The organism is Fructilactobacillus lindneri DSM 20690 = JCM 11027, assembly GCF_002907375.1.
Lineage (GTDB): Bacteria > Bacillota > Bacilli > Lactobacillales > Lactobacillaceae > Fructilactobacillus > Fructilactobacillus lindneri.
Genome location: NZ_MIYK01000019.1, coordinates 16,089 through 41,819, shown reverse-complemented (window position 1 = coordinate 41,819; position 25,731 = coordinate 16,089). Strand labels below are relative to the sequence as shown.

Genomic DNA, 25,731 nt, shown 5'->3' with positions numbered 1-25,731 from the left:
AGGATATTATGGAAGGTACCATTAAAAGTTACGATACAGAACATGGATTTGGATATATTAAAGATCCTGAAGGCAACGATATTTTTATGCATATTACAGGGATAATTTCTGGAACTCCTAAAGAAATCAAGCCAGGAGATAAAGTTAAGTTTGTTAAAGCTAAAGGTCCCCATAATTTTCAAGCTGCTAAAATTGAATTAGCACGATAGTTTTAGTATATTCATTATTGGATAAGGGGATGCGGCTAATGGATTTAAAAGAAACAGAAATTTCTCATCAATTGAAATATGATGGAGAGATTATTAAAGTTGATCAAGAAACAGTGCGATTGCCAAATGGTGATACAGCCAATCGTGATGTTGTCCATCATGCACAAGCGGTTGCTATGTTAGCAATCACTCAAGATCATAAAATGATTTTGGAAAAACAATGGCGTGAACCAGCCAAGAAGGCTATGATCGAAATTCCAGCTGGAAAATTAGATCCTCGTGATCAAGGAAACAAAGTTCATGCGGTGCAACGAGAGTTAAATGAAGAAATTAGATATCGTGCAGAAAATATTAAAGAATTGTATTCTTTTTACACATCTTGTGGTTTTACAGATGAGTATATGTATCTTTATTTAGTAACAGGATTAAAAAGAGTATCTAAAGAACTACCTAGAGATCAGGGTGAATATTTAGAAATTGGCGAATATACACTTGAACAAGCTAAAAAAATGATTGCTGATGGAAATATTGAGGATGATAAAACAATTATGGCAATTCAATATTGGGAATTAATGACAAAGTAGGTTATAAAAGTGGATTATGATAATAATAGCCAAAATAAAATGACACGTGGACAATTTAAACGTCAAGCTCGTAAAAGTCGATTTGGTTTGCTAGATAAGGAAAAGAAAAAACCTCATTCAGAAACTGATGAATATGTTAAACCATCGCGGACTCCTGACTCTGAAATGGTTCAAAACAGAGCAGAACGTGACACAGTTGAATATAAACAGAAGCGATTAGGAAGAAGATTGAATCTACTTATCTTGGTTTTAGCAATTTTATTAGTATTGGTTCTTTGCATAATGAGATTTATTGATTAAAAAATGGAGATTAAAAATGGAAACTTATGGAATTATTTGCGCGATGGACGAAGAAATTAAAGAATTAAAAAATGCTCTTGAGAATGAAGAACAGATTGCAGTTGGAAAAGTAACTTTTTATAAGGGACAAATTAATCATAAATCTGTTATTTTAGTTAAATCTGGAATTGGTAAAGTTGAAGCAGGGATTACGGCTGCATTACTATTAACTAATTTTAAGGTTGATGTGTTAATTCATTCAGGATCAGCTGCTGGGATTGGGAAAGATTTAAAGGTGGGTGATATTGTTATTTCCACTGAAACAGCTTATCATGACGTTGACTGTACAGCCGATGGCGAAGTTTATGGACAACTTCCTGGTCAACCAGCACGTTTTAAAGCTTCAAAAATGTGGGGTCAAAAAATTGGCGAAGCTTCAAAAGAGAATGATATGAATGTTCATTATGGTTTAATTGTTACAGGTGATCAATTTATTGCTGGGAAAGACATGATTAATAAAATTTTACAGCATTTTCCTGATGCCTTAGCTGGTGAAATGGAAGGTGCTGCTGTCGGACAAGTTGCTCATCAATTCGAGGTTCCTTATGTAGTTGTAAGGGCAATGTCTGATGTAGGTGATGAAGATGCTAATCAAAGTTTTAGTGAATTTATTGTAGAAGCTGGCAAACAATCTGCAACGATGCTATTAAATTTATTAGCTGAATAATTTAATGAAAAAGGATGTAGCCAATGAGTGAAATATATTTGGATAATGCAGCAACTACTCCTATTTCAGATGAAGTTCTTGCTGAATTAAATGATAAATATAAAAATGTCTATGGTAATGCTTCAACTTTATATGGACTAGGCAGACAAGCAAAGCAGATTTTAGAAGATGGTCGTCATACGATTGCCAATAGTATCAATGCTGAAGATAATGAAATTGTTTTTACTAGTGGCGGAAGTGAAAGTGATAATACAGCGGTAATCAAAACTGCCGAAGCCAGAAAAAGTTTGGGTAACCACATTATTACAACTGCTATTGAACACGAAGCAATTTTAAAACCTATGCATTATTTAGAAAAAAAAGGTTTTAGAGTTACTTATTTGCCAGTTGATAAAGAGGGCAATATCTCTTTGAATGATTTTAAAGCTGCTTTGGATGATGAAACTATTTTAGTATCCATCATGACAGTTAATAACGAGGTTGGAAGCGTCATGCCAATTCATGAAATTGGCACTATTTTAAAGAAGCATCAAGCATGGTTCCATACCGATGCAGTCCAAGCATATGGGCTAGCAGATATTGATGTTAAACGTGATCATATTGATTTATTGTCTACCTCGGCACATAAAATCAATGGACCCAAAATGATGGGATTTTTGTATCGTTCAAACGAGATTAAAATTCCTAGTTATATTATGGGCGGTGATCAAGAAGATAAGCGACGTGCTGGAACAGAAAATATTCCTGGAATTGCCGGTTTTGCGACAGCAGTGGCAAGTTTAACTGAACCAGAAAAGTTAGCTAGAAAAAAAAGATTTCAAGGATTTAAGAATCAAATTATTAATGGGTTAAATTCTAATCAGATTGATTTTGAAGTAAATGGGTCAAATGATAAGAATATTTCACCCCATGTTTTAAATCTTTGGATTAAAGGCATTTCAACTTACATTATGCAGAATAATCTTGATTTAGCAGGCATTGCAGTTTCTGGTGGGTCTGCCTGTACAGCTGGAAGTTTGGAACCTTCCCATGTTTTAATTGCAATGTTTGGAAAAGATAATCCACGAATTGAAGAATCAATTCGAGTTAGCTTTGGTCGTTATACAACTAAAGCTGACATTGATTATTTTGTTGATGAAACTACTAAAATAGTAAATCGAATTAAAGCGAGAAAGGCTAAATAATGGCTTTTGCTACTAAAATTAAATTAAAGGGCGATGTGCATCAATATCGTTTAAATCCTGAAATTAAATTATTTACGCTCAAGGATTTAAATTTTGAAACAACAAGAAACGGTAATTTTGAATATCAACATGCTTTGAATGCAAGTTCTCCATACTTAAAAAATGCAATTAAAATTAAAATAACTATTAACCAAGATTTAGAAAATTTTAAAATGGCGATTGTTGATGGTAGTGGATTAAAAATAGTTGATATTTTTTCAAGTGATAAGTTTTCTAATGAAAAAGAACAATTTGATTTTTTAATGCATACTTTAATGTTGCGTAAAGTTTTACTAAGAGATTAAAAATGCCGGGTGTTTCTTTTGCTTGCCAACTATTGACATAATAGCGTATTATTATTAATACTGGAATTACGACCTTCAAATCGTGGATTTCTGAATCTATAAGAATGATGGTGATCAAATGGAAGATAACAGTAAAACTCGTGTGGTAGTTGGCATGAGTGGTGGTGTTGATTCGTCAGTGGCAGCATATCTTTTAAAAAAACAAGGATATGATGTTATTGGTGTTTTTATGAAAAATTGGGATGATACTGATGATAATGGCGTTTGTACTGCAACTGAAGACTATAAAGATGTAGCACACGTCGCTAATCAAATTGGTATTCCTTATTATTCGGTTAATTTTGAAAAGGAATACTGGGATAGAGTATTTACTTACTTTTTAGATGAATATCGTCGTGGAAGAACGCCTAATCCTGATGTAATTTGTAATACTGAGATTAAATATAAAGCATTTTTAGATTATGCTATGGATTTAGGTGCAGATTATATTGCTATGGGTCATTATGCACAATTAAAACGTGATGATAATGGTAAAAATCACTTATTGCGTTCAACTGATTTAAATAAAGATCAAACATATTTTTTGAGTCAACTTTCAGCAGAACAAATAGATCGAGTTATGTTTCCAGTTGGTGGGATGACTAAGCCAGAAGTTAGACAAATTGCTCATGACGCTGACCTGTATGTAGCTGACAAAAAGGATTCAATGGGTGTTTGTTTTATTGGTCCTGGCAATTTTGACAAGTTTTTGAGTCAATACTTGCCTGCCAAACCGGGTAAAATGATGACACTTGATGGAGAAGTTAAAGGTAATCATAATGGATTAATGTATTATACAATTGGCCAACGTAGAGGCCTTGGAATCGGTGGAGATGGAAAAGATAATCGACCTTGGTTCGTAATCGGTAAAGATCTTTCTGAAAATATTCTCTATGTTGGAAAGGGTTATGAAAATCCTTATCTGTATGCAGATTATTTAACGGCTTCTGATTTGTCTTGGGTTGACGGTAATTCTCGTGGAAATGATTTTCATTGCACTGCTAAATTTAGATATCGGCAAAAAGATGTTGGTGTAACAATCCATATTTCTGATGATAATAGCCATGTACGAGTTGATTTTGATGAACCGGCACGAGCTGTTACACCTGGTCAAGCAGTTGTTTTTTATGATGGCCAAGAATGTCTTGGTGTAGCAACGATTGATGCAGCTTACAAAGATGAAAAAAAATTACAATATGTATAGAAAAAGCCCGACTTTTTAGTCGAGCTTTTTTGATTAAAGATTAGGAAACTGGCATAATAACAATAGATTAAAAAATAGGTGAATAAAATGAGACTATACTTTGTGAGACACGGTAAAACGCAATGGAACCTTGAAAGTCGCTATCAAGGAGCAGGCGGTGACTCCCCATTATTGCCAGAGAGTTACGCTGAAATGAAGTTAGTGGCTAAAAGTTTACAGAATGTTGATTTTTCTCATGTGTATGCTAGCCCGATTAAAAGGGCACGTGAAACAGCTTTTACTATTCAAAAAGATTTAAATCAAAACGTTCCAATTTCGTTAGATAATCGATTAGAAGAATTCCATCTTGGCAAGATGGAAGGAATGCTTTTTGATGACGTAAAAAGGAAATATCCTCGAGAATTTGATAATTTTAGAAACCATCCCGACCAATATGATCCAACTGAAATTGAAGGTGAAACCTTTCAACATTTGATTAAAAGAATGAGCAGTAAAATTAACGAGGTAACCAATAATTTTTCTGAAGATGATAATATTTTATTTGTAAGCCATGGAGCTGCTTTAAATGCACTAATTAATTCGTTATTAGGTATTCCATTAAAAGATTTGCGAAAACGGGGCGGACTTGCAAATACTGGAACTACGGTGTTAGAAACAAATAATCATGGACAGACTTTTAACTTAATAAAATGGAATGATACCAGTTATTTAAATCATAAGGTTGAAAAATCAGATATAATTTAGGAGGAAAAATGACAGAAAATAAAAAAGAAATTGATCAAAAGGAAAAACAAAAACAAGCTGAAGCAACCCTTCACAAACTTGTTAAAGATATTGATGATCATCCTAATGACTATCGGACATATTATGATTTAAGTGTATTTTTAGTTGAGTTACATAGTTATACTCAAGCTGAGGAATTGTTAATGAAAGCAATGGGATTATTTGCTAATCGAAGTGTTAAAGCAAAAAATATGCTTACTTATGGGTTAGGAAACGTATATTATTCTGCTGGCAAATATGAACAAGCTATTCAAGAGTTTCAAAAGGTAACTGATGAAAATTTAAAATCAGATGCTTATATTATGATGGCCCAAAGTTATATGGCTCAAAAAAATTATAAAAAAGCACTTGCATTTTTGTTGACGGCTCAAGAAGTAGCTAAACAAGATGTAAAAATTAATATTATGATTGGACAATGTTTAATGGCATTGGGTAATTTTGAACAAGCAGCTGATTTTTATGACAAAGTTTTAGCAGTAAATCCAAATGATGGTAAGGCTAATTTTGATCGTGGATTAATTGCAATGGTTTTAGGAGAAGATTTTAAATTATATTTTGATAAAGCTGAAAAATATGATAAAAAAAATTTTGATCAAAAACAAGGACAAATTGCTGATATTGAAAAAGTTATTCAACTGAGAAACAAGAAAAAGTAGGAGATTATTTTGTCTAATTCGATTAGTCTTTTTGATGACGAGCAAGTTAATAATAACCAAACTAAACCATCTTTAACTGGAAAAGTAATCACGACTTTTTTTGAAGGTGCAGACAGTTTTTATAAAGTTTTACTTGTAAAAGTTGAAAAAACAAATTTTAACTGGGATGAAGAAGAAATTGTGGTAACTGGTAACTTTGCTGATATTGCGGATGATACTAGTTATCGTTTTGTAGGTAAATTAGTTGATCATCCAAAATACGGGAAACAGTTTCAAGCAGAAAACTATGAGCGAACTAACCAAAGCTCTAAAGAAGGATTGGTTAAATATCTTTCTGGGGCTGATTTTCCGGGGATTGGACAAAAAACTGCAAAAAAAGTAGCTGATGAATTAGGAACCAATTTGATTGAAAAAATAATTGCTGATCCAATGGTTCTTAATAAAGTTGGTTTAAAACCCAAACAACGTGATACAATTATTGACTCATTGAAAAAGAATAATGGAGCCGAACAAGTAATTGTTGGCTTAAATAGCTATGGTTTTGGAAGTTCTTTATCAGCAGCGATTTTCAAAAAATATCGGGAAAAATCATTGGAAGTAATTCAAAATAACCCATATCAATTAGTTGAAGACATCAAAAATATTAGTTTTAAACGTGCTGATCAAATTGCTGCAAAAATTGGGATTGAGTATAATTCCCCAGCAAGGCTTCGAGCTGGGCTATTGACAACCCTTACTAACTTATCGATTAAAAATGGTAATACCTATTCCAATTCTCAAGAATTAATTAATGATAGTTTTAGTGTTTTAGATACAGATTATCAGCAACAAATTGATAATGAAAAACTAGCTCAAGAACTCAAAGAATTGGTTAAGGATAAAAAAGTTGAAGTAGACGAAGGTAAAATTTATCTTAGAAGTCTCTATGATGATGAATGGAAAATTTCTGAAAATGCGCATAGAATCTTTACCGCCCAAAGTAGTAAGCAGCTAGATGATTATTTTAAAATTATCCATAAAGTTGAGAAAAAAATTGGTATTAAATACGATGATTCTCAACTTAATGCGATTAATAGTGCATTAAAAAATCAGATTTTCATTTTAACTGGTGGGCCTGGAACGGGGAAGACTACCATTATTAATGGAATAGTTCAAACTTATGCTAAAGCCAATAATCTTTCTTTAGATATTAATAAATATAAAGAAGATACTTATCCTGTATTACTAGCTGCTCCAACTGGACGAGCTGCTAAAAAAATGAGTGAATCAACTGGCATTCCTGCTAGCACTATTCACAGGTTGTTAGGTTTAAATGGTACAGATGATGAAGATGGAAATGCAATTGATGGTGATTTGTTAATTATTGATGAAATGTCAATGGTAGATACTGAATTATTCACAAAGCTGATGAAGGCAATTCCAAGAGGAATGAAAGTTATTTTGGTTGGAGATAAAGATCAGCTACCATCGGTTGGTCCGGGACAAGTTTTTTTTGATTTAATTAGATCAAAAACTATTCCTAAAATGGAATTAAATCAAATTCATCGTCAAGGAAATGGTTCAACTATTATTGAACTTGCTCACGACATTAAAAATGGAATAATGCCAACAAATTTACTTCAAAAAGAACAGGATCGAAGCTTTATTCAATGTAATACTAAACAAGTTGTTGGGTTAATTGATCAAATTGTCTCTAAAGCAAAAGACAAAGGATTTTCGGCTACTGATATTCAAGTACTTGCTCCAATGTACCGTGGGGAAGCTGGAATTGATAAATTAAATTTTGATGTACAAAATATTTTAAATCCCAGGCAAGATGCTAGTCAAAAAGAAGTTAAATTTCGTGATACTAAATATCGAATTGGCGATAAAGTACTTCAGTTAGTTAATGATCCTGATAGTAATGTATTTAATGGTGACGTAGGTAAGATTGTTGGAATTGAAATTAATCGTGATAATAAACATTATTTGGATAAATTAATTATTGCGTTTGATCAAACTGAGGTAACTTATAGTCGAAATGATTGGAATCAAATTACGCTGGCTTACTGTACATCAATTCATAAAGCACAGGGAAGCGAATTTGAAATGGTAATTTTACCCATTGTTCCGCAGTATCGACGGATGTTAGAAAGAAATTTATTGTATACGGCAGTTACTAGAGCTTCCAAAAAGTTAATAATGGTGGGAGATGTTAATTCTTTTCAGGAATGTATTGGCCACGAATCAAGTAATCGTAAAACAACCTTAAATGAAAGATTACAACAGGTTTTTAAAATTGACGGAAGTACTAATGATGAAAAAGAAAGTTTAAAATCAAATAATTCTGCGTCAACAGATTATATTTTGACAGAAACAGCTATTGTTAATCATTCAATAGATCCTATGATTGGAATGGATGGAATTACACCTACAGATTTTGTTGATGAAAAATTGAGTTAAATTGATTATAATTAGTAATATAAATAAAGCAGTCATAAGGGGAAACTAATGCCTAGTAAAACAGCACACAAACCAATAATATTTGCGTTAAATTCTAACAAACCGTTAGCTAAAAAGATTTCAGAAGTTAGTGGAATGCCATTAGGCAATGCTACAATTAATCATTTTAGCGATGGGGAAATCAAGATTTCGATTGATGAAAGTATCCGTGGTGATGATGTTTATATTATTCAATCATTATCAGATCCGGTTAATGACAATTTAATGGAACTATTGATTATGATTGACGCAGTTCGAAGAACGAGTTCGCATGCTATTAATGTAGTTATTCCTTATTATGGATATTCGCGTTCTGATCGTAAGGCAAAATCACGTGAGCCAATCACTGCTAAGTTAATTGCCTCTTTTTTACAAAATAGTTCGGTTGATCGAGTGATTGCTTTTGACTTACATGCTGCCCAAATTCAAGGTTTTTTTGATATTCCAGTTGATCATCTTCAGTCTGATAAATTAGTTAGCGATTATCTTTATGAACATCATTTGAATCAGGATGCAGTAGTGGTTGCACCTGATCATAATGGAGTTGGAAGAGCAAGAAATGTTGCTGATCGATTAGATTTACCAATTGCAATTGTTGATAATCGTCAGCCTGACGATAGTGATCACGTTCCAGATTCAGTGATTGGTGATGTAAAAGGTAAAAATGCTATCATCGTTGATGATATGATTGTGACAGGACGTAAGATGAAAGTTTCTGCCGCTGCGTTAAAAAAAGCAGGTGCTAATAAAATATATGTCGCTGCAACTCATCCAGTTTTTTCAGAAGCTGTGAAAGATAACTTATCAGATGATAATATTGAACAAGTGATTGTAACTGATTCAATTGTAATTCCAAAAAAGTATCAAATGAAAAAGATTTCAGTTATTTCAGTCGGCAATTTAATTGGAGAAGCGTTAAAATTAATACAGGAAAATAAATCTACTCATGTTTTATTCTAATTGGGGGAACAATAATGGTTTTTAAGGCTAATGACAAGCGTTATGATAATATGAAAGTTAGAAGAGCTGGAAATACTGGTTTGCAATTACCAGCTCTTTCATTTGGAACATGGCATAGCTTTGGTGATACTGCCAATTTTGAAGATAGTGAAAAAATTATGTTAGCAGCTTTTGATCGTGGAATTTTTAGTTTTGATTTAGCTAATAATTATGGTCCAGGTTCTGGTGCTGCTGAAAGAATGTTTGGTCAAGTTTACCAACGTGATTTAAAACCTTATCGTGATGAATTAATTATTACGACTAAAGCTGGATTTCATATGTGGCCAGGTGTATATGGTAACTTTTCTTCTAAGAAAACTTTAGTTGCTGCTTTAGATCAAAGTTTACAAAGAATGGGTTTGGATTATGTTGATATTTATTATACTCATCGTTTTGATCCTAATACTCGTTTGGAAGAAACGGCAGAAGCTTTAGATGGACTCGTTCGAGCTGGAAAAGCATTGTATATTGGGATTTCCAATTACAATGGGGAACAAACTGCACGAATGATTGAATTATTTAAAGAAATGCATACTCCATTCGTTGTAAATCAAAGTTCATATAATATGTTGAATCGTGAACCTCAAAACGATGGGACTTTAAAAACTTTGGCTGAAAATGATGATGGTTTTATTGCTTATGGTCCATTAGCAGAAGGTCTATTAACTAGCAAATATTTAAATGGTATTCCAAGCGACATTCATTTGCACTGGACGAATAATTTTATTTTAGAAAATGGTGAAGAAAAGGCCATTGCTAAATTAAATAAATTAAATGATCTAGCTAAAAATCGTAATCAAACTTTGGCACAAATGTCGTTAGCATGGTTATTACATGATCCAACTGTGGTTAGTGTGGTTACTGGAGCCTCAAAAGTAGCTCATTTAGATGATAATTTAAAGGCTCTTGATAATTTAGAATTTACGCCGGACGAATTAGAAGAAATCGATAAAATTGTTAAAGAAAAATAGTAAAAAATCACTTAAATTTTTTAATTTAAGTGATTTTTTTAATAACTTATTAAAAAAACAGGAGAATCATTTTTAATTCTCCTGTTTTAATATTTTACTTTTCAGTGTCATTCATAATTAACATTGGTAAAATCAATGGGTTACGTTCAGTTTTTTCATAAAGAAAATTTGAAAGTTCATCAGCAATTGCCTTTTTGATGGTTTTTTCAGAAGCGTCTTTATTGTTCATAGTACGACGAATAGTTTTGAAAACTAATTTTCTTCCTTGATCAAGCAATTCTCCTGATTCTCTCATATAAACAAAACCGCGAGACAATAAGTCAGGGCCAGATTGGATTTCTTTGTCCTTTAGATTGATTGTTGCTACTACAACCACTAGACCTTCTTCAGAAAGCATTTGACGATCTTTAATTACATTTTCATTAACGCTATCAATTCCATTACCATCAATGAAAACATCCCCAGCAGCAAAATTACCTGCAATTCTAGCAGTATCCTTTGTAAGAGCTAATACCTCACCATTTTCAAGAATAAAACAGTGATCAGCAGGAATGCCACATTCTTCCGCTAAGCCAATATGAATTTTTTGCATCCGATATTCACCATGAATAGGAACAAAAAACTTAGGCTCCATTAATCGAATCATTAATTTTTCTTCTTCTTGGCCACCATGTCCAGAAGTATGAATATGACTTTCATACCCTTTGATGACTGTAGCTCCAGCTTCTTCAAGTTCATTAATAATTCGGTTAACGCTAAGTACATTCCCAGGAATCGGATTACTTGAAAGAACTACTGTATCGCCAGGTTCAATTGCAATTTGTCGATGAGTTCCATTAGCAATTCTAGAAAGAGCTGCCATTTGTTCTCCTTGCGAACCGGTACATAAAATCATAGCTTTATCGGCAGGAAGTGATTTTAACTGAGCGGCATCTACAAAGGCACTGTCAGGAACTTTAATATAGCCTAATTCTCTACCATTAACTACAGCTGCTTCCATACTACGTCCAAATACAGCTATTTTTCTACCATGTTTATAAGCAGAATCAATTGCTGTCATTACACGTGATAGGTTTGAAGCAAATGTTGCAAAAATAATTCTCCCATGTTCTTTATCGAATATTTTTCTAGCGGATTTTCTAACATAATTTTCTGATTTGGTCCAAACTGGTTTTTCAGCATTCGTACTATCACCCATTAGGCATAATACGCCTTCTTCTCCAAGTTTTGCCATGGCTTGTAAATCTGGTGGGGTGTTTGTAACGGGAGTTAAATCAAATTTATAATCTCCAGTTTCAACAATCACACCGTCTGGGGTATGAACAGCTACTCCAAGGGCATCAGGAATCGAATGAGTAGTTCTAAAGAAAGAAACGCTAGTTTTTTTAAACTTTAAAACTGATTTTTCATTGATTTCATGAAGTTCGGCTTGTTTTAACATACCGTGTTCTTCAAGTTTTCCTTTAATTAAAGCGAGCGCTAATGGTCCAGCATATACAGGCACGTTAATTGCCTGTAAAATAAATGGAATCCCACCGATATGATCTTCATGACCATGGGTGATAACTAAAGCTTTGATTTTATCTTGATTTTTAACTAAATATTGATAATCAGGAATAACATAATCAATTCCTAGTTGTCCATCTTCTGGGAACTTGATCCCAGCATCAATTAAAACAATTTCATCTTGGAACTGAACTCCATATGTGTTTTTTCCAATTTCGCCTAGTCCACCAACGCCGTAGATTGCAGTTTCATTATTTTTGACGTTTAGTTTATTCATTATTTATTAAACTCCGTAATTTTAAAATCCGGTTCATTTTCTTCAAACTCTAAATGTTTACCTTCAAGAGGCTGAATGTATTCGATTGTATAATCGGTGTTTTCGTCAATTAAATCTCTAACTTTAGCCTCGGTTTCAGTATCTAAATATAAAGATTTAGTTGATTCCCGTTTGGGATTTTCTTGTGGTTTTTCTTGGTACAAAACTTTAAAAATCAAAATGATTACTCCTTTTTCTAAAAACTTTTAAGTGTCGAACTAACTGTTGGAATTTACCAACTATTGTGTAACATTTTACCATAATAAAATGTATAAGTATATCTTCGTTAACTTACCAACTATTTATGGAACGTGATAATATAGACTAAAAAATATTAAATTGGAGATAAATATGCAAATTTTTATTGAATTAACAATTGGATTTGTGATGGCAATTATTATTTACAATGTTTTGCATCATTTCTTAGTAACTATTCCTGATCGTAAATATCAAATTGCAGTAAAAAAGCAGGTTGATAACGAAGTCTTTCAAATTATTTCTGAGTTAAAAGATGAAAAAAGCGTTTTAGTAATTGATCGGTTTATTAATTCATCTGTCTTAACTAGTGTTTGGGGAAGAGGGGTAATGGTCTTTGAATATCGATGTCATGTAAAAAATGATTATGATTTAAAATTTACTCGGACCACTATTGATAATAAATTACGGCAACAAGCCATACAGGATGACTTTATTGATGAAAATGGGAATGTTAAATTGATTTTAACTGATTGTTGGCTCAATAATCATATTTTAGTATTTGATGTGGCTGATGAACGAAACCGTGCTACATATGAATACGTTAAAGATATAAAAAAAATGGATGAAAAATAACAGTGCATTAAATCTAATGCACTGTTATTTTGAATTAATCTATAAAAATTTCATTTTCAGCTTGGCTAAATGGATTTTCTGTATCAATATGATCATAAAATAAAGTTCCATGTAGATGATCGATTTCATGCTGAACTATAATGGCAGGGTAGTGTTTCAGTCTTACTTTATGTTCGTTACCATCTAAATCTTGATATTTGATGGTTACACGATCTGAACGTGGTACATATCCTGGGATATCTTTATCGACAGACAAACACCCTTCACCAACAGTTAAAGCAGCAGGTTGAACAGAATTAGAAACAATTACTGGATTAACCATAATGGCTTTAAATGGTGATTCTTTTCCATCTTCTTCTGGTGGAGTTAACACAGCTGCCATTAATTTAGAAACACCAACTTGTGGTGCAGCCAAACCAACGCCTGCTCGCAAATGATATTTTTTACATTGTTCTGGATCTTGACTGACTTCTAGATATTTCATCATATTTTGACCCAGCTCACGATCTTCTTTACTGAGTGGAAACTTCACTGTTTCAGCTTGTTTTCTCAAAACAGGGTTTCCATCTCTCGTAATATCTTTCATTAGATACAAAAGATTACCTCCATTCGTTTCAATAATTACTAATCAATTATATTGCAATTACGTAATTATTGTAAGACTAGTGAAAATTTAATGAAAATTTTACTTTTGATGATTTATAATGTTAGATTATATAAAGACAGTCTAAAAGACAAGGGGGATTACCATTTTTAAATCTAAGATATTAGTTAAAGGAGATACTAAACGTGTTTCTGCCATGCTCCATTCTTTAATAATGAGTGATTTATCGTTGTCAGTATTAGTTGATGACGAAGAGAATTTTTCCAGTGACTTTTTGGCGAGTGAAATGTGTCAAAATCTAGACATTAAAGAAATTAATTCTGAATCTAAGCTAGATGAATTTGATGTTATGATTTATCTACCTAATACTGATTTTTACAATCCTAAAGTTACCGATCCTGCTAGAATTGCAGAGGATATTTCTGATGAGCTTGATAAATTTAGAGATACCATTAATGATGTAATTTCGCGTGGCTTTAAAGGAAAAATAATTCTTGATGCTCCTCACGATGAAGTTTTTGTTTATTTTGCTGCATATTTTTCTGGTTTTGACGTTAATAATATTATGGGTCTTGGTACATTACCTCAAGAAATGATACTACGAGAAAAATTAGTAACAGAATTTAAAGTTAGCGATGAAGATATCAATGTAAATACATTAGGATTAAGTACTAATAATTTAGTAGCATGGAGTAGAGTCTATATCGGACCAGCCACTTTATTATCATATATTGCTAGCGAAAATAATAATTTTGATTCGAAATTAATTACAGATGTTCAAGAGATGATTTCTGATCCACAAATTGTTACAAATTTAATGATTCAGGCAAAAGCAATTATTAAATTATTAAACTATCTTTCAAAAAGTGAATCATTAATCTGTTCAGTTGTAAGTTTAAATAAAGAAAATGATAAATTTAGTTTAAATCTTTCACCAAAATTAATTAATCACAATGGGATTATTCAATCCATTAATTTACAGCTTTCTGATGATGAGACTAAAGAAGTTGATGATGATTTAAAATGGGCGACCGATATTATTGAAAATATAAAAGAAGGCAAGGCACATGGTAAGAAAGACTAATGAGACTTATTCATATCCAATTGTTGAAGACTGGTCGACAGAAGAATTAACGGATGTAACAGAATTTTTTCGTAACATCGAAAGAGCTTATGATTTACCCAATGGAGTTAATCGTCAGAAGTTATTAAACAGTTTTAGACGTTTTCAAGAAATTAATCCTTCCCGAACGGAACAAAATAATTTGCGACGTGAATTTGAAAGAAATTCTGGATTTGATATTTACCATACGTTAAAAAAAGCGAAAGAAAATCCTAAAATTAAAAATATTAAACAAAACGATTAGACTGGTATTAGTAGTATTGACGTAAATTACTTCAATGTGATATTATTGTAAATAGTGTTAATAGCGAATTTAAAAGGATGCAAGTTAATTTTTAGATTAACAATAAGCAACTTAAGGAGCTGTGAGATAATCACGGCTTTTTATCTATTGCATTGCTATCAAACTTTAACTGCTCACTTTTTTAACTGCTTTTTGAGGAGGAAACATTTTTGAAAACAAGAGATGATATTAGAAACATTGCAATTATTGCCCATGTCGATCATGGTAAGACGACATTGGTTAATGAATTATTAAAACAATCTGATACTTTAGATGGTCATGATAAAATTCAAGATCGTGCACTTGATTCCAATCCGATTGAACGTGAACGTGGAATTACTATTCTTTCTAAAAATACTGCCGTTAAATATGATGGTAAACAGATTAATATTTTAGATACACCAGGACATGCTGATTTTGGTGGAGAAGTTGAACGAATTATGCGAATGGTAGATGGAGTACTTTTAGTAGTTGATGCTGCTGAAGGTACTATGCCACAAACACGATTTGTTTTGAAAAAGGCTTTGGAGCAACATTTGACTCCAATTGTTGTTATTAACAAAGTTGATAAACCAGGTGCTCGTCCTGAAGAAGTTGTTGATGAAGTACTTGATTTATTTATTGAATTAGGTGCTGATGAAAGTCAACTTGAATTCCCAGTTGTTTATGCTTCAGCTATGAATGGTACTTCAAGTGATAAACCAGAATTAGAAGCACAAGAACATACCATGAAACCAGTTTTTGATGCTATCTTAGGGAATATTCCTGCTCCTATTGATAATTCAGACATGCCACTTCAATTTCAAGTTGCCATGTTGGATTATGATGACTTTGTTGGTCGAATCGGGATTGGTCGTGTTTTCCGTGGCAAAATCAAAGTCGGAGACAGCGTTGTAGTTATGAAGCTTGATGGTTCAAAGCAAAACTTCCGTGTTACTAAGATCATGGGATTTGTCGGCTTGAACAAAGTTGAGATTAACGAAGCAAAAGCCGGTGATTTAATTGCTGTTTCTGGTATGGAAGATATTAATGTTGGTGAAACAGTGGTTTCTCCTGACAAATTAGAGCCACTACCAATTCTTAGAATTGACGAACCAACTATGAGAATGACTTTTGGTACTAATACTTCTCCATTTGTTGGTAAAGATGGGAAATTTGTTACTGCTCGTCAATTAATTGATCGTCTTGAAAAAGAACTTCATACAGATGTATCCCTTCGAGTTGAAGAAACTGATGACCCAGGTGCCTGGTTAGTATCTGGACGTGGTGAACTTCATTTGTCAATTTTAATTGAAACCCTTCGTCGTGAAGGATTTGAATTACAAGTTTCTCGTCCTGAAGTTATTTATAAAACTATTGACGGGGTTAAATGTGAACCTTTTGAATCAGTTCAAATTGATACTCCAGAAGAATATTCTGGATCAATTATTGACACTTTATCACAACGTAAAGGTGAAATGCAGAACATGGAAAGTGTTGGAAATGGGCAAACTCGGATGAGTTTCTTAGTTCCTTCACGAGGATTGATTGGTTATTCAACTCAATTCCTTTCACTTACTCACGGTTATGGGATTATGAACCATAGTTTTGAAAAATATGCTCCAGTTGTTAAAAATTGGGATCCTGGCCGTCGTAATGGTACATTAGTATCTATTAATACCGGTAAAGTTACAACTTATGCAATTATGGCTGTTCAAGATCGTGGTAAGATTTTTACTGATCCTGCTACCGAAGTATACGAAGGTATGATTGTTGGAGAAAATTCTCGAGATAACGATATTTCAGTTAATATTACTCGAGGACGTAATCAAACTAACGTTCGTGCTGCTGGATCAGAAGATATTGCTAAAGTTAAAGCACCTGTTCATCTTACTCTTGAAGAGTCACTTGAATTCTTAAATAGTGATGAGCTTTGTGAAGTAACACCTGATCATGTTCGTTTGAGAAAACGTATTTTAAATACTAACGAACGTGAAAAGTCTGCTAAAAAACAAAAACACAATAATTAATTATTGGATTGAGACTACTCATTATGAGTAGTCTTTTTTTTAGCTTATAATACTAGTACAATAGTTATATTAGGATAAATTATTGTTTCATTGGAGATTGGTTATGAGAAAGTTTTTTAGTGAGATTGATTGGTTTTTATTCTTTCCTTATATTTTGTTGTGTGGGATTGGAATAGTAATGGTATATTCTTCTAGTGCTGGGATTGGATTAATGCGCGGTGGAATGGCTAAATCATACATGATTAAGCAGTTAATCTTTGTAGTGATTAGTGTAATTTCTCTTTTGGTTATGTTTAGAATTAATTTTAAATTATTAAGAAGCCGAAAATTTATTGTTTGTTTTACTTTGATTATGGTTTCGTTGCTTTGTTATTTAAAATTCAAAGGTGCTACGATCAATGGTGCTGCTGGTTGGATTTCATTTGGTGGAGTTAGTTTGCAGCCAGCTGAATTGTGTAAGTTCTTTTTTATTACTTATTTTGCCTATTTATTTTGGAAACGACAGCAAAAAATTGTAAGTAACGGATTATTTAAAGCGTCAATCAGTAATGTTCTTCCATTTTTTATTCCTACTGTTATGTTGACATTAATTTTAATACAACCAGATACCGGTGGATTTGCCATTAATTTATTTATTATAATTGCTATGTTTGCTGCTGCTAGCAAAAGTACAAAATCAGTATTTGCTTGGGCAATTCTATGTTTTGCTGGACCTTGCCTATTGCTATGGTTATTTATTAATCCAATTGCAAATTGGGCTGCTAATAGTCATAGTTATCAGTTACAACGATTTGTATCGTTCAACAATCCATTTTTACATGCGCAAAGCTCAGGTCAGCAATTAATAAATTCCTATTATGCCATTAGTAATGGTGGTATTTTTGGCCGCGGATTGGGTAATAGCATTCAAAAAATGGGTTATTTAGCTGAACCGAATACTGACTTTATTCTTCCAATTATTTCAGAAGAATTAGGTCTTATCGGAGTAATAGTTGTTTTAGGACTGTTATTTGTGATGATTGTCAGAATCATAGATATTGGATTTAAAACTACTAATATTTATTACAGCTCAATTTGTTATGGAACAGCAGCATACTTTGTTATTCAAACGTTATTTAATGCTGGTGGTGCTGTCGGTATCGTCCCATTAACTGGAGTTGCGTTGCCGTTTATTAGTTATGGTGGTTCTAGTCTGCTAACTTTAAGTCTTTGTTTAGGAATGGTCCTAAATATTAGTCGAATTGAAAAAATTAAAAATCAACATAAATTAAAACACTCGAGGTGATTTTTTGTCACAATTTGAAAATCGAACGGAATTAATAGTTTCTATTTTGCTATTAAACAGGCCAAAACATTACAAAAATATGGTGATATTCGCTTTATTTCAACTAAAATGCATTATGTGATTTTATTTGTTGACAGTAAAAAACTAACTGAAACAATTAAAGAAATAAAAAAGCAGCATTTTGTAAAGAAAGTCGAAATTTCTCAAACTCCAACTTTGGCAGTTGATTTTAGTGAATTAAATCAAAATGTAGAAGAGGAAGGATAAAATAGTCATGCGGATAATCTCTGGAAAATATGGCGGTAGAAAAATTCAACCTGTTCCCGGTAATAGAACTCGTCCAACTACTGACAAAGTTAGGGAGTCATTATTTAACATGATTGGACCTTATTTTGATGGAGGAAATTTTCTTGACTTATTTGCAGGATCAGGAGCAGTTGCAATTGAGGCGGTTTCACGTGGGATGAAACGTGCCGTTTTGGTTGACCATCAGTATGCTGCTTATAAAACTATCAAAAGAAATGTTCAAATTTCCAATAATGAAAATTCTGATTTTATGATTTGGAAAATAGATGCCGAACGAGCAATTAAAAAATTAACTGATCAAAACGAGAAGTTTGATTACATATTTTTAGATCCACCATATGCTAAGCAGCAAATGATTAAGCAACTAAGTGAAATTAACAATTATGACTTATTAAATGTTGATGGATTAGTGATTTGTGAAACTGATAATCAAACTGAGATTGGCGAAGTGGATGGATACCGTCTAATGCGGAAAAAGAGTTACGGATTAACGATTATTACGATATATCAAAAAATTTAAGGGGAAGATATGAAATGAAAAATGCAGTTTATCCAGGAAGTTTTGACCCTTTAACTAATGGTCACTTAAATATTATTAAGCGGGCTAGCGTTATTTTTGATAATGTTACGATTGCAATTGGAGTTAATCCTGAAAAGAAAAGCTTATTTACTGTAAAAGAACGTGTTGAGTTAATTAATCAATGTATTTCTGAACTAAAAAATGTAACAGTTAAGTCTTATAGTGGTTTAACAGCTAATTTTGTGAAAGAACAGGATACCAATATTGTTATCCGCGGTACGAGAGATTCTAGGGATTTCATTTATGAACAAGAAAATGCTAATCTTAATAGTTTGATAGATAAGGATATTGAGACAATATTATTGTTCGCTAATCGGGATTACGAACTAATTTCTTCTTCAATGGTAAAAGAAATTAATCGTTTTGGTGGAGATGTTTCTAAATTCGTTCCAGAGCCAGTTGAAAAAGCTTTAAAGGAGAAAAAAAAGAGTGAATAAATTTATCCAAAAAATTAAAAAACATAAATTTTTAATTTCATTCATAATATTTATCTTATTTTTATTATGGTTTCTTTTTTGGCCGCTAAAATCATTAGTTGAATCTCCAGGAGAAGCAATTAATATCCAGCCAATGGTTAAAATTGATGGTAAAAAACCACTTAAAAAGAGTCATTTTATGATAACTGCTGTTTCACTTTCTCAGGCAAGACCGATTTCGTATTTACAAGCTAAATTTGATCCGCATATATCAATTGAAAAAGCAGATGATGTTACTGGCGGGCAAAATAACGAACAGTTTAATAATGTTCAAAATGTTTATATGAACAGTGCAATTAATAATGCAATTTACGTTGGATATCATAAAGCTAAAAAATCAGTAAAACGAACTTATCATGGAGTATACATTTTGAATGTATTGCCACATTCAGATTTTAAAAATAAATTACAACCAGCTGATTTAATCGAGTCAATTAATGGTAAACGGATGAAGCAAAGCACTGAGTATGTTAAATACATTAAACATTTACCAAAAAATGCTAAACTTGAAATTCACTTTAAACGAAATGGTAAAAATAAGTTTGTTAAAGGTCAAAAAAGAGAAATTGTTCCTGGATTTAATGGAATTGGGATTACTATGATTGACGACATGACAATTAAAACTAATCCTAAAGCTTCTATTACTCCCGGAGATATTGGGGGACCATCTGGTGGATTAATGTTTGCATTGCAAGTTTATAGTCAATTACAAGAACATCAATATTCATTTAAGAAAATTGCAGGAACGGGGACCATTGCTACTAATGGTTCTGTTGGTGAAATTGGTGGAGTTGACAAAAAGATTATTGCTGCTAATAACAGTGGAGCTCAAGTTTTCTTTTGTCCTTATGTTAAACCAACTAAAGAAAATCTTATGTTGGAACCTGATCATAAGACTAATTATCAAGTAGCAAAAGCAACTGCTAAAAAATATGCTCCACATTTAAAAGTTATTCCAGTTTCATCATTTGATGATGCCTTAAATTATCTAAATAAAAATTAACAAAAGACATCAAACTAATTAAAGTTTGATGTCTTTTTGCGTATTTAAGTTTAGAAAGGGGATTAAGATGGATAAGTATGTGGAAAAATTACAAGAAATATTTGATGAATATAAATTTAAAATTGTTATCGGATTGGTATTGTGTATTTTATTATTAGTTGGTTATTTAATCTTTATTCAAAAGATGGATAATTCGCATTCAGTTAAGGCAACAGATACCCAACCAACATCTTTATCTAAAAATGGAACTAAGGTAAAGAGTCATAGTAATGAACAAATTTTTGTGGATGTAAAAGGAGCAGTGAAAAATCCGGGAGTATATCAAATGAGTAATAATATGCGTGGATCTGATGCTGTAAATTTTGCTGGAGGATTTACAGAAGCGGCAGATATGAACCATATTAATTTAGCTAAAAAAGTCACAGATCAAGAAATTATTTATGTGCCTTTGCACGGTGAAATAGTTGGTCTTCCTAAAAGTGATTCAATTAGTGATAATAAACAACCTAGCTCTGAAAGTCCCGCATCTGATAGCAAAGGGTCTGCTGTTGGAAATAAAGTTAATTTAAATGACAGCGACAAAACTAAGTTACAAACTATTAATGGAGTTGGCGATAAAAAGGCAGATAAAATTATTGATTACCGAAATCAAAATGGCCCCTTTAAAAGTGTTGATGATTTGAAAAATGTTCCTGGATTTGGTGAAAAAACAGTTGCTAATTTACGACCATCATTGGCGGTTTAACTGTAAATCTAAATAATTATTGCTATACTTATGAAAAGTATAGGTAAGGGGATAATTATGAAAAATAAAAGAATTCCATGGGATCAATATTTTATGTTACAAGCAATTTTAACTGCCACAAGAAGTACTTGTGAACGCTTATCAGTTGGGGCCGTACTTGTAAGAAATAAACGAGTAATTGCCTGCGGATATAATGGGTCTGTTTCAGGAGACGTTCATTGTACAGATGTTGGTTGTTATTTAGTGAATGGGCATTGTGAGAGAACTATTCATGCTGAAATGAATGCAATCTTACAATGTGCTAAATTTGGTGAATCTACTGATGATGCTGAATTATATGTTACTGATTTTCCTTGTTTGCAATGTACTAAAATGTTATTACAAGCTGGAATTAAAAATATTAAATATTTACGTGAGTATCATAACAACGAATACGCCAAAAAGTTATTACTTAATCAGCATGTTAAGGCTGAAAAAATTAAAATTGATCAAGAACAAATTGATAATTTACCATTCGATGAATACTTATCTATCGATAAATAATTAAAAAAAATTTTTATATTTTCACAGCTATTCTTTGGAGTCTTGTTAGCGTTACAATTCTAATTGATTTTTGGTGGGGAATAAGCTTAACCTTAGTTTGGTTAATTAGAATCTATCGACTTCAGATTAAAAAAATGATAATAGTTAATTTGTTGCTAATGTTAATTCCAATTCTAATATTTATGCTATACCAACATAATGAAAAGACTAAGTTGGTTAATTTAAACCAAAATTGTGGGTTATCTAAGCAGGTTAAAATTGAAATATTGCCAGATGAATTAAAAATTAACGAAAATAAATTTCATGCAATTGGCTATGTACCTAAAATTAATCAGAAAGTTGTTCTTTTTGGATTTTCTAAAAATAAGCAGGAGCAACAGTTATTAAAATCAATTAAAACCAAGTCATTAATAGAAGTCACAGGAGATTTATCTGAGCTTGAAAAAGCCCCTAATTTTAATCAGTTTGATTCCAACTTATTTTATGGCAATCAGGGAATTCATGGTCAAATAAAAGTCAGACAAATTAATAAAGTTTCGTATGATTATAAGCGGACTGTTAGTGACATTATGCATTTAATTCGGTATATGGGATTACAAAGGACAAGTAAGTTTCCAAAAACACTCAAAATGTATGTTCAAAGTTTGTTGTTTGGATTTAAAAATAGTGATTTTAAAGATAATATGTTAGGTGTACAGCAACTTGGTTTGATTCATTTATTTAGTATTTCAGGAATGCATGTTTATTTTTTAATTAATTTTGTAATGTTTATGCTTTCTTTATTACACATTAAACGGGAATCTATTGATTGGTTACTTATTTTTGTTTTACCCGGCTATTTTATTGTGGCAGGAGCATCGGTTGGATTATTGCGAGTTATTTTAATGGTTGAAGGAAGATTAGGAGTAAAAAAATTTGGCCTTTACTTTACGCGCTTAGATATCTGGTCATTTGCATTAATGATTAATCTATTAATTAATCCCATGCTGTTATTACAGTTTGGATGTCAGTTATCTTATATACTATCGTTTGCATTAATTTATGCTAATCATCTTAATAACGTTAAAAGAACCATCATGATGAATGTAGTTGGTCTTCCTTTTATTCTTTTTAATCTTTATGAATGGCATATTTTGTCTTTACTTGCTAATATTTTAATAATTCCGTTCTTTTCGTTAGTTATTTTTCCCATTGTAATAATAGGCTATTTTTTAGCGATATTTAATCTTCCATTTGTTCATTTGGTAAATAACGGATTATTAATCTTTGATAAAATTATGATAGTAGTTTCTAAGTTTCCGGGAGAAATAACATTTGGGAAGCCTATCATGTTAGTCGTAATTGGAATGGTAATTTTAAGTTTGTTAATATTAGGAAATCCCAATTTAAAAAATAAAATACTATTAATAAGTTTGTTTGTATTGACTTTTTTAATGATTCATTTTCCACTAACAGGTGAAATAACTTTTTTCGATGTGGGACAGGGTGATAGTACTTTAATAAGACAGCCATTTAATACTTCCATAACTTTGATTGATACTGGTGGCAAACCTAATTTCTTTGCAAAAGAGGGTCAAAAGACAGTTTACTTAGCACCCGAAACATCTATAAGATATTTAAAGAGCATCGGTATTAATCACATTGATAACATTTGTTTGAGTCATCAGGATGCCGATCATATTGGTTATATTATATAAAGTCACTGATATAGCAGTGTTTAGCACCGATACTTTTTAAATATCCCATAAAAACTACCATAATTCGTTGAATTTATCGGCTAAGTTGTCATTTTTCTCAGGATTACGTTCGGTATAAATTGAAAGTGTCATTTGTGGATTTGAATGACCAAGTGCAGCAGAAACTTCTGAAAGTGGCACACCAGAATTTAATAAATAACTAGCATACATATGTCTGAAAGTATGTGCAGTAAAATGACCAACTAAATATCCTAATTTAGCACGCTTTAATGTATTTCTTAATCTTAAAGAAATTCCAGTATTTACAAGCGGATTAAGGTATTTGCTTTGTAATACATAAGTTGATTTTTCAAATGGTTCCCCATGTTGTAAAAAAGCTTTTGATATTTCAATTTTATACTGTTTCAATAAATTAGCTAAACTTCTAGAAATAGTTATTTCTCTTATGCTTTGTGGTGTCTTGGGTGCACGTGCCCCAAGATCATCTCGGGTGCGTTTAATATTAACTTTCAAGTTTTCTAAATCCACATCTTGCCATTGTAGCCCGCATAATTCACCTTCTCGCATTCCAGTTTGCTGCAACGTGTACATAATCACTTGAGTTAAAATTGGTTCTTTCTCTAATTGAGTATTGAACTGTTTTAACTCTTTTTTTGTCATGATTCGTTTTTCTTGTTTTCCAGTATCTGGAATTTTAACGTGTGATAATTTGTTTCGTTTTAAAATACCATCATCGACAGCTTCATTCATGATTGTCATCATACGATGATGTACATTGAGAATCGTATTTCTCAAATAACCTTGTTCTACCATCGGATTAATCAACTTAGACATGTAGGTTGTTTTATTTAATGATGTCAATTTCTCATTTCCAATTAGTTTGAAAATGTGTTGATTAAAAGCTGTGTGGTAACTTCTTACGGTAGATGATTTCAACAAATTTTCGTGGCTCTTTATATAAGCGGTTGCGAACTGTTTAACCGTTACGTTCTTATTTTTAACTAGATCAGTTTCATTTTCAGCTATCTGACTTTCTTCAGTTAAAGAAGCACGATAAGCGTCCATCTCTGTTTTAAATCCACGTTTTTGGGACTCTCTGCGTTTATGAAATGAATCGTAGTAAGTTATACGGTAACCCCACAAAGTACCTGATTTTAACTTATATGAGAATACACGTGGATGCTTTTTTGAGTATTTTAATTTCATTGTTTTTCACCTCCTTTTTCAAACGTGTGTTCTTTAATATCAATAATAAAAAGCCATTTAAGACCTTTATTATTTATTTAATTTTTCTATTTCTTGTAATGCTGCTACTAATTTATCGCATTCTTGTAGCATTTTTTTGTAAAAATAAGAGTCAGTTTTTGTCTCACTATTGATAAATTTAACAATCCATGTTTTACCGCCACGAAAATTTATATTTACTGACAAATTAGTAATTACGTCATATTTTTTTCCACCAGTAACAGCACCAACTGCACCGCCAACTCCACCTAGTAACACTGTTCCAACTACTGCTCTTGTAACTCTATGGTGTTTTTCTTTACTTTTACCCTGAGTATTAACTTTGTAACTAATTAAATTTTCGAAATATTCTTTATCAAATTCTCCTAGTAAATGATTTCTAAAAAGATTTTTTGTTTTAAAATCAAAGTAAACATTTTTAAATTTTCTAGCATTATCTTTTTTTAATTGATTTTTTATAAGTTCTTTTTGAGTCGGTTGCTTGTTATCATTTTTTAAAGATTGATGATTTTTATGATTTTCTTTCCATATTTGTTCTTTGGTCTTTCCATTTGGAAGTTTCTTTTTGAAATCTAATATCATCCAAATTATAAATACTATTGCAACAATAATAATTCCGATACCAGTTGGAAGAGATAAAATAGCCAAAATTATAAATGAAACCCAATACCACCATTTTGTAAATACAGGACTCTCATTTTTATTCATAAAAATTCTCC

The 25,731-nt window shown here is 31.9% G+C and carries 29 protein-coding genes; 24 read left to right on the top strand and 5 right to left on the bottom strand.

Annotation, left to right across the window (positions count from 1 at the left end):
* Window positions 1-8: 8 nt before the first annotated feature.
* From BHU33_RS06585 to BHU33_RS06530, 12 genes are all read left to right on the top strand, one after another.
* Complete coding sequence (locus BHU33_RS06585; RefSeq protein ID WP_054646684.1) at window positions 9-209, top strand: cold-shock protein; 201 nt, start codon at window positions 9-11, stop codon at window positions 207-209.
* Window positions 210-247: 38 nt separating this feature from the next.
* Window positions 248-793 carry an NUDIX hydrolase gene (locus BHU33_RS06580; protein ID WP_054646683.1) on the top strand — a complete coding sequence of 182 codons (546 nt, stop codon included), beginning with the start codon at window positions 248-250 and terminating at the stop codon, window positions 791-793.
* A gap of 9 nt (window positions 794-802) precedes the next feature.
* Entirely contained in the window at window positions 803-1,093 is a 291-nt protein-coding gene (locus BHU33_RS06575; protein ID WP_054646682.1) for a hypothetical protein, read from the top strand.
* A gap of 16 nt (window positions 1,094-1,109) precedes the next feature.
* On the top strand, window positions 1,110-1,799 hold the full coding sequence (locus BHU33_RS06570) for a 5'-methylthioadenosine/adenosylhomocysteine nucleosidase (protein WP_056997750.1): 690 nt from the start codon (window positions 1,110-1,112) through the stop codon (window positions 1,797-1,799).
* Window positions 1,800-1,822: 23 nt separating this feature from the next.
* On the top strand, window positions 1,823-2,983 hold the full coding sequence (locus BHU33_RS06565) for a cysteine desulfurase family protein (RefSeq protein WP_054646681.1): 1,161 nt from the start codon (window positions 1,823-1,825) through the stop codon (window positions 2,981-2,983).
* On the top strand, window positions 2,983-3,327 hold the full coding sequence (locus tag BHU33_RS06560) for a hypothetical protein (protein WP_054646680.1): 345 nt from the start codon (window positions 2,983-2,985) through the stop codon (window positions 3,325-3,327). The genes BHU33_RS06565 and BHU33_RS06560 overlap by 1 nt, the downstream gene beginning before the upstream one ends.
* 118 nt (window positions 3,328-3,445) lie before the next feature.
* Complete coding sequence (mnmA, locus tag BHU33_RS06555) at window positions 3,446-4,570, top strand: tRNA 2-thiouridine(34) synthase MnmA (RefSeq protein WP_054646679.1); 1,125 nt, start codon at window positions 3,446-3,448, stop codon at window positions 4,568-4,570.
* Window positions 4,571-4,657: 87 nt separating this feature from the next.
* On the top strand, window positions 4,658-5,314 hold the full coding sequence (locus BHU33_RS06550; RefSeq protein WP_056997749.1) for a histidine phosphatase family protein: 657 nt from the start codon (window positions 4,658-4,660) through the stop codon (window positions 5,312-5,314).
* A gap of 8 nt (window positions 5,315-5,322) precedes the next feature.
* Window positions 5,323-6,009, top strand: coding sequence for a tetratricopeptide repeat protein (locus BHU33_RS06545; protein ID WP_056997748.1), 687 nt, complete (start codon window positions 5,323-5,325; stop codon window positions 6,007-6,009).
* Window positions 6,010-6,018: 9 nt separating this feature from the next.
* Entirely contained in the window at window positions 6,019-8,451 is a 2,433-nt protein-coding gene (gene recD2, locus BHU33_RS06540; protein WP_054646677.1) for an SF1B family DNA helicase RecD2, read from the top strand.
* 48 nt (window positions 8,452-8,499) lie between these two features.
* A complete protein-coding gene (locus tag BHU33_RS06535; protein WP_054646676.1) occupies window positions 8,500-9,450 on the top strand; it encodes a ribose-phosphate diphosphokinase in 951 nt (316 codons plus the stop codon).
* Between the two features lie 14 nt (window positions 9,451-9,464).
* Window positions 9,465-10,460, top strand: a complete 996-nt coding sequence (locus BHU33_RS06530; RefSeq protein ID WP_054646675.1) for an aldo/keto reductase — start codon at window positions 9,465-9,467, stop codon at window positions 10,458-10,460.
* 94 nt (window positions 10,461-10,554) lie between these two features.
* Here the strand turns inward: BHU33_RS06530 and rnjA are convergent, their stop codons facing one another.
* Together rnjA and BHU33_RS06520 are read right to left on the bottom strand one after the other, a co-directional pair.
* Window positions 10,555-12,243: a ribonuclease J1 gene (rnjA, locus tag BHU33_RS06525; protein ID WP_056997747.1), complete on the bottom strand. Its 1,689-nt coding sequence runs from the start codon at window positions 12,241-12,243 to the stop codon at window positions 10,555-10,557.
* On the bottom strand, window positions 12,243-12,461 hold the full coding sequence (locus BHU33_RS06520) for a DNA-directed RNA polymerase subunit epsilon (RefSeq protein ID WP_054646674.1): 219 nt from the start codon (window positions 12,459-12,461) through the stop codon (window positions 12,243-12,245). Before BHU33_RS06520 ends, rnjA begins: the two co-directional genes overlap by 1 nt.
* Window positions 12,462-12,633: 172 nt before the next feature.
* On the opposite strand from BHU33_RS06520, the gene BHU33_RS06515 reads away from it, so the two are divergent.
* Window positions 12,634-13,113, top strand: a complete 480-nt coding sequence (locus BHU33_RS06515) for a hypothetical protein (RefSeq protein ID WP_056997746.1) — start codon at window positions 12,634-12,636, stop codon at window positions 13,111-13,113.
* A gap of 34 nt (window positions 13,114-13,147) precedes the next feature.
* Here the strand turns inward: BHU33_RS06515 and def are convergent, their stop codons facing one another.
* Window positions 13,148-13,708 carry a peptide deformylase gene (gene def, locus BHU33_RS06510; RefSeq protein ID WP_054646672.1) on the bottom strand — a complete coding sequence of 187 codons (561 nt, stop codon included), beginning with the start codon at window positions 13,706-13,708 and terminating at the stop codon, window positions 13,148-13,150.
* A gap of 205 nt (window positions 13,709-13,913) precedes the next feature.
* Here def and BHU33_RS06505 point away from each other — a divergent pair, with 205 nt between their 5' ends.
* From BHU33_RS06505 to BHU33_RS06455, 11 genes are all read left to right on the top strand, one after another.
* Complete coding sequence (locus BHU33_RS06505; RefSeq protein ID WP_225355264.1) at window positions 13,914-14,801, top strand: Rossmann-fold NAD(P)-binding domain-containing protein; 888 nt, start codon at window positions 13,914-13,916, stop codon at window positions 14,799-14,801.
* Window positions 14,785-15,084: a UPF0223 family protein gene (locus BHU33_RS06500; RefSeq protein ID WP_054646671.1), complete on the top strand. Its 300-nt coding sequence runs from the start codon at window positions 14,785-14,787 to the stop codon at window positions 15,082-15,084. Before BHU33_RS06505 ends, BHU33_RS06500 begins: the two co-directional genes overlap by 17 nt.
* Window positions 15,085-15,293: 209 nt before the next feature.
* Window positions 15,294-17,132, top strand: a complete 1,839-nt coding sequence (typA, locus tag BHU33_RS06495) for a translational GTPase TypA (RefSeq protein ID WP_054646670.1) — start codon at window positions 15,294-15,296, stop codon at window positions 17,130-17,132.
* Between the two features lie 103 nt (window positions 17,133-17,235).
* The gene (locus BHU33_RS06490) at window positions 17,236-18,417 is read left to right on the top strand and encodes an FtsW/RodA/SpoVE family cell cycle protein (protein WP_054646669.1); all 1,182 of its coding nucleotides are present in this window, start codon (window positions 17,236-17,238) and stop codon (window positions 18,415-18,417) included.
* A 30-nt stretch (window positions 18,418-18,447) separates the two neighbouring features.
* On the top strand, window positions 18,448-18,684 hold the full coding sequence (locus tag BHU33_RS06485; protein WP_225355265.1) for a YlbG family protein: 237 nt from the start codon (window positions 18,448-18,450) through the stop codon (window positions 18,682-18,684).
* 7 nt (window positions 18,685-18,691) lie between these two features.
* Complete coding sequence (gene rsmD / locus BHU33_RS06480; RefSeq protein WP_054646668.1) at window positions 18,692-19,243, top strand: 16S rRNA (guanine(966)-N(2))-methyltransferase RsmD; 552 nt, start codon at window positions 18,692-18,694, stop codon at window positions 19,241-19,243.
* A gap of 14 nt (window positions 19,244-19,257) precedes the next feature.
* Complete coding sequence (gene coaD / locus BHU33_RS06475; protein ID WP_054646667.1) at window positions 19,258-19,740, top strand: pantetheine-phosphate adenylyltransferase; 483 nt, start codon at window positions 19,258-19,260, stop codon at window positions 19,738-19,740.
* Window positions 19,733-20,782 carry a SepM family pheromone-processing serine protease gene (locus tag BHU33_RS06470; protein ID WP_056997745.1) on the top strand — a complete coding sequence of 350 codons (1,050 nt, stop codon included), beginning with the start codon at window positions 19,733-19,735 and terminating at the stop codon, window positions 20,780-20,782. The genes coaD and BHU33_RS06470 overlap by 8 nt, the downstream gene beginning before the upstream one ends.
* A gap of 67 nt (window positions 20,783-20,849) precedes the next feature.
* Window positions 20,850-21,527 (top strand): helix-hairpin-helix domain-containing protein, encoded by a 678-nt coding sequence (locus BHU33_RS06465; protein ID WP_056997744.1) that lies wholly within the window; start codon window positions 20,850-20,852, stop codon window positions 21,525-21,527.
* A 57-nt stretch (window positions 21,528-21,584) separates the two neighbouring features.
* Window positions 21,585-22,070 carry a ComE operon protein 2 gene (locus BHU33_RS06460; protein ID WP_103422790.1) on the top strand — a complete coding sequence of 162 codons (486 nt, stop codon included), beginning with the start codon at window positions 21,585-21,587 and terminating at the stop codon, window positions 22,068-22,070.
* A gap of 134 nt (window positions 22,071-22,204) precedes the next feature.
* The gene (locus tag BHU33_RS06455) at window positions 22,205-23,767 is read left to right on the top strand and encodes a ComEC/Rec2 family competence protein (protein ID WP_082620758.1); all 1,563 of its coding nucleotides are present in this window, start codon (window positions 22,205-22,207) and stop codon (window positions 23,765-23,767) included.
* A 54-nt stretch (window positions 23,768-23,821) separates the two neighbouring features.
* Here BHU33_RS06455 and BHU33_RS06450 read toward each other — a convergent pair whose 3' ends face one another.
* Complete coding sequence (locus tag BHU33_RS06450) at window positions 23,822-24,973, bottom strand: tyrosine-type recombinase/integrase (protein WP_054646887.1); 1,152 nt, start codon at window positions 24,971-24,973, stop codon at window positions 23,822-23,824.
* 69 nt (window positions 24,974-25,042) lie between these two features.
* Window positions 25,043-25,720 (bottom strand): hypothetical protein, encoded by a 678-nt coding sequence (locus BHU33_RS06445; RefSeq protein ID WP_054646888.1) that lies wholly within the window; start codon window positions 25,718-25,720, stop codon window positions 25,043-25,045.
* Between the last annotated feature and the right edge of the window lie 11 nt (window positions 25,721-25,731).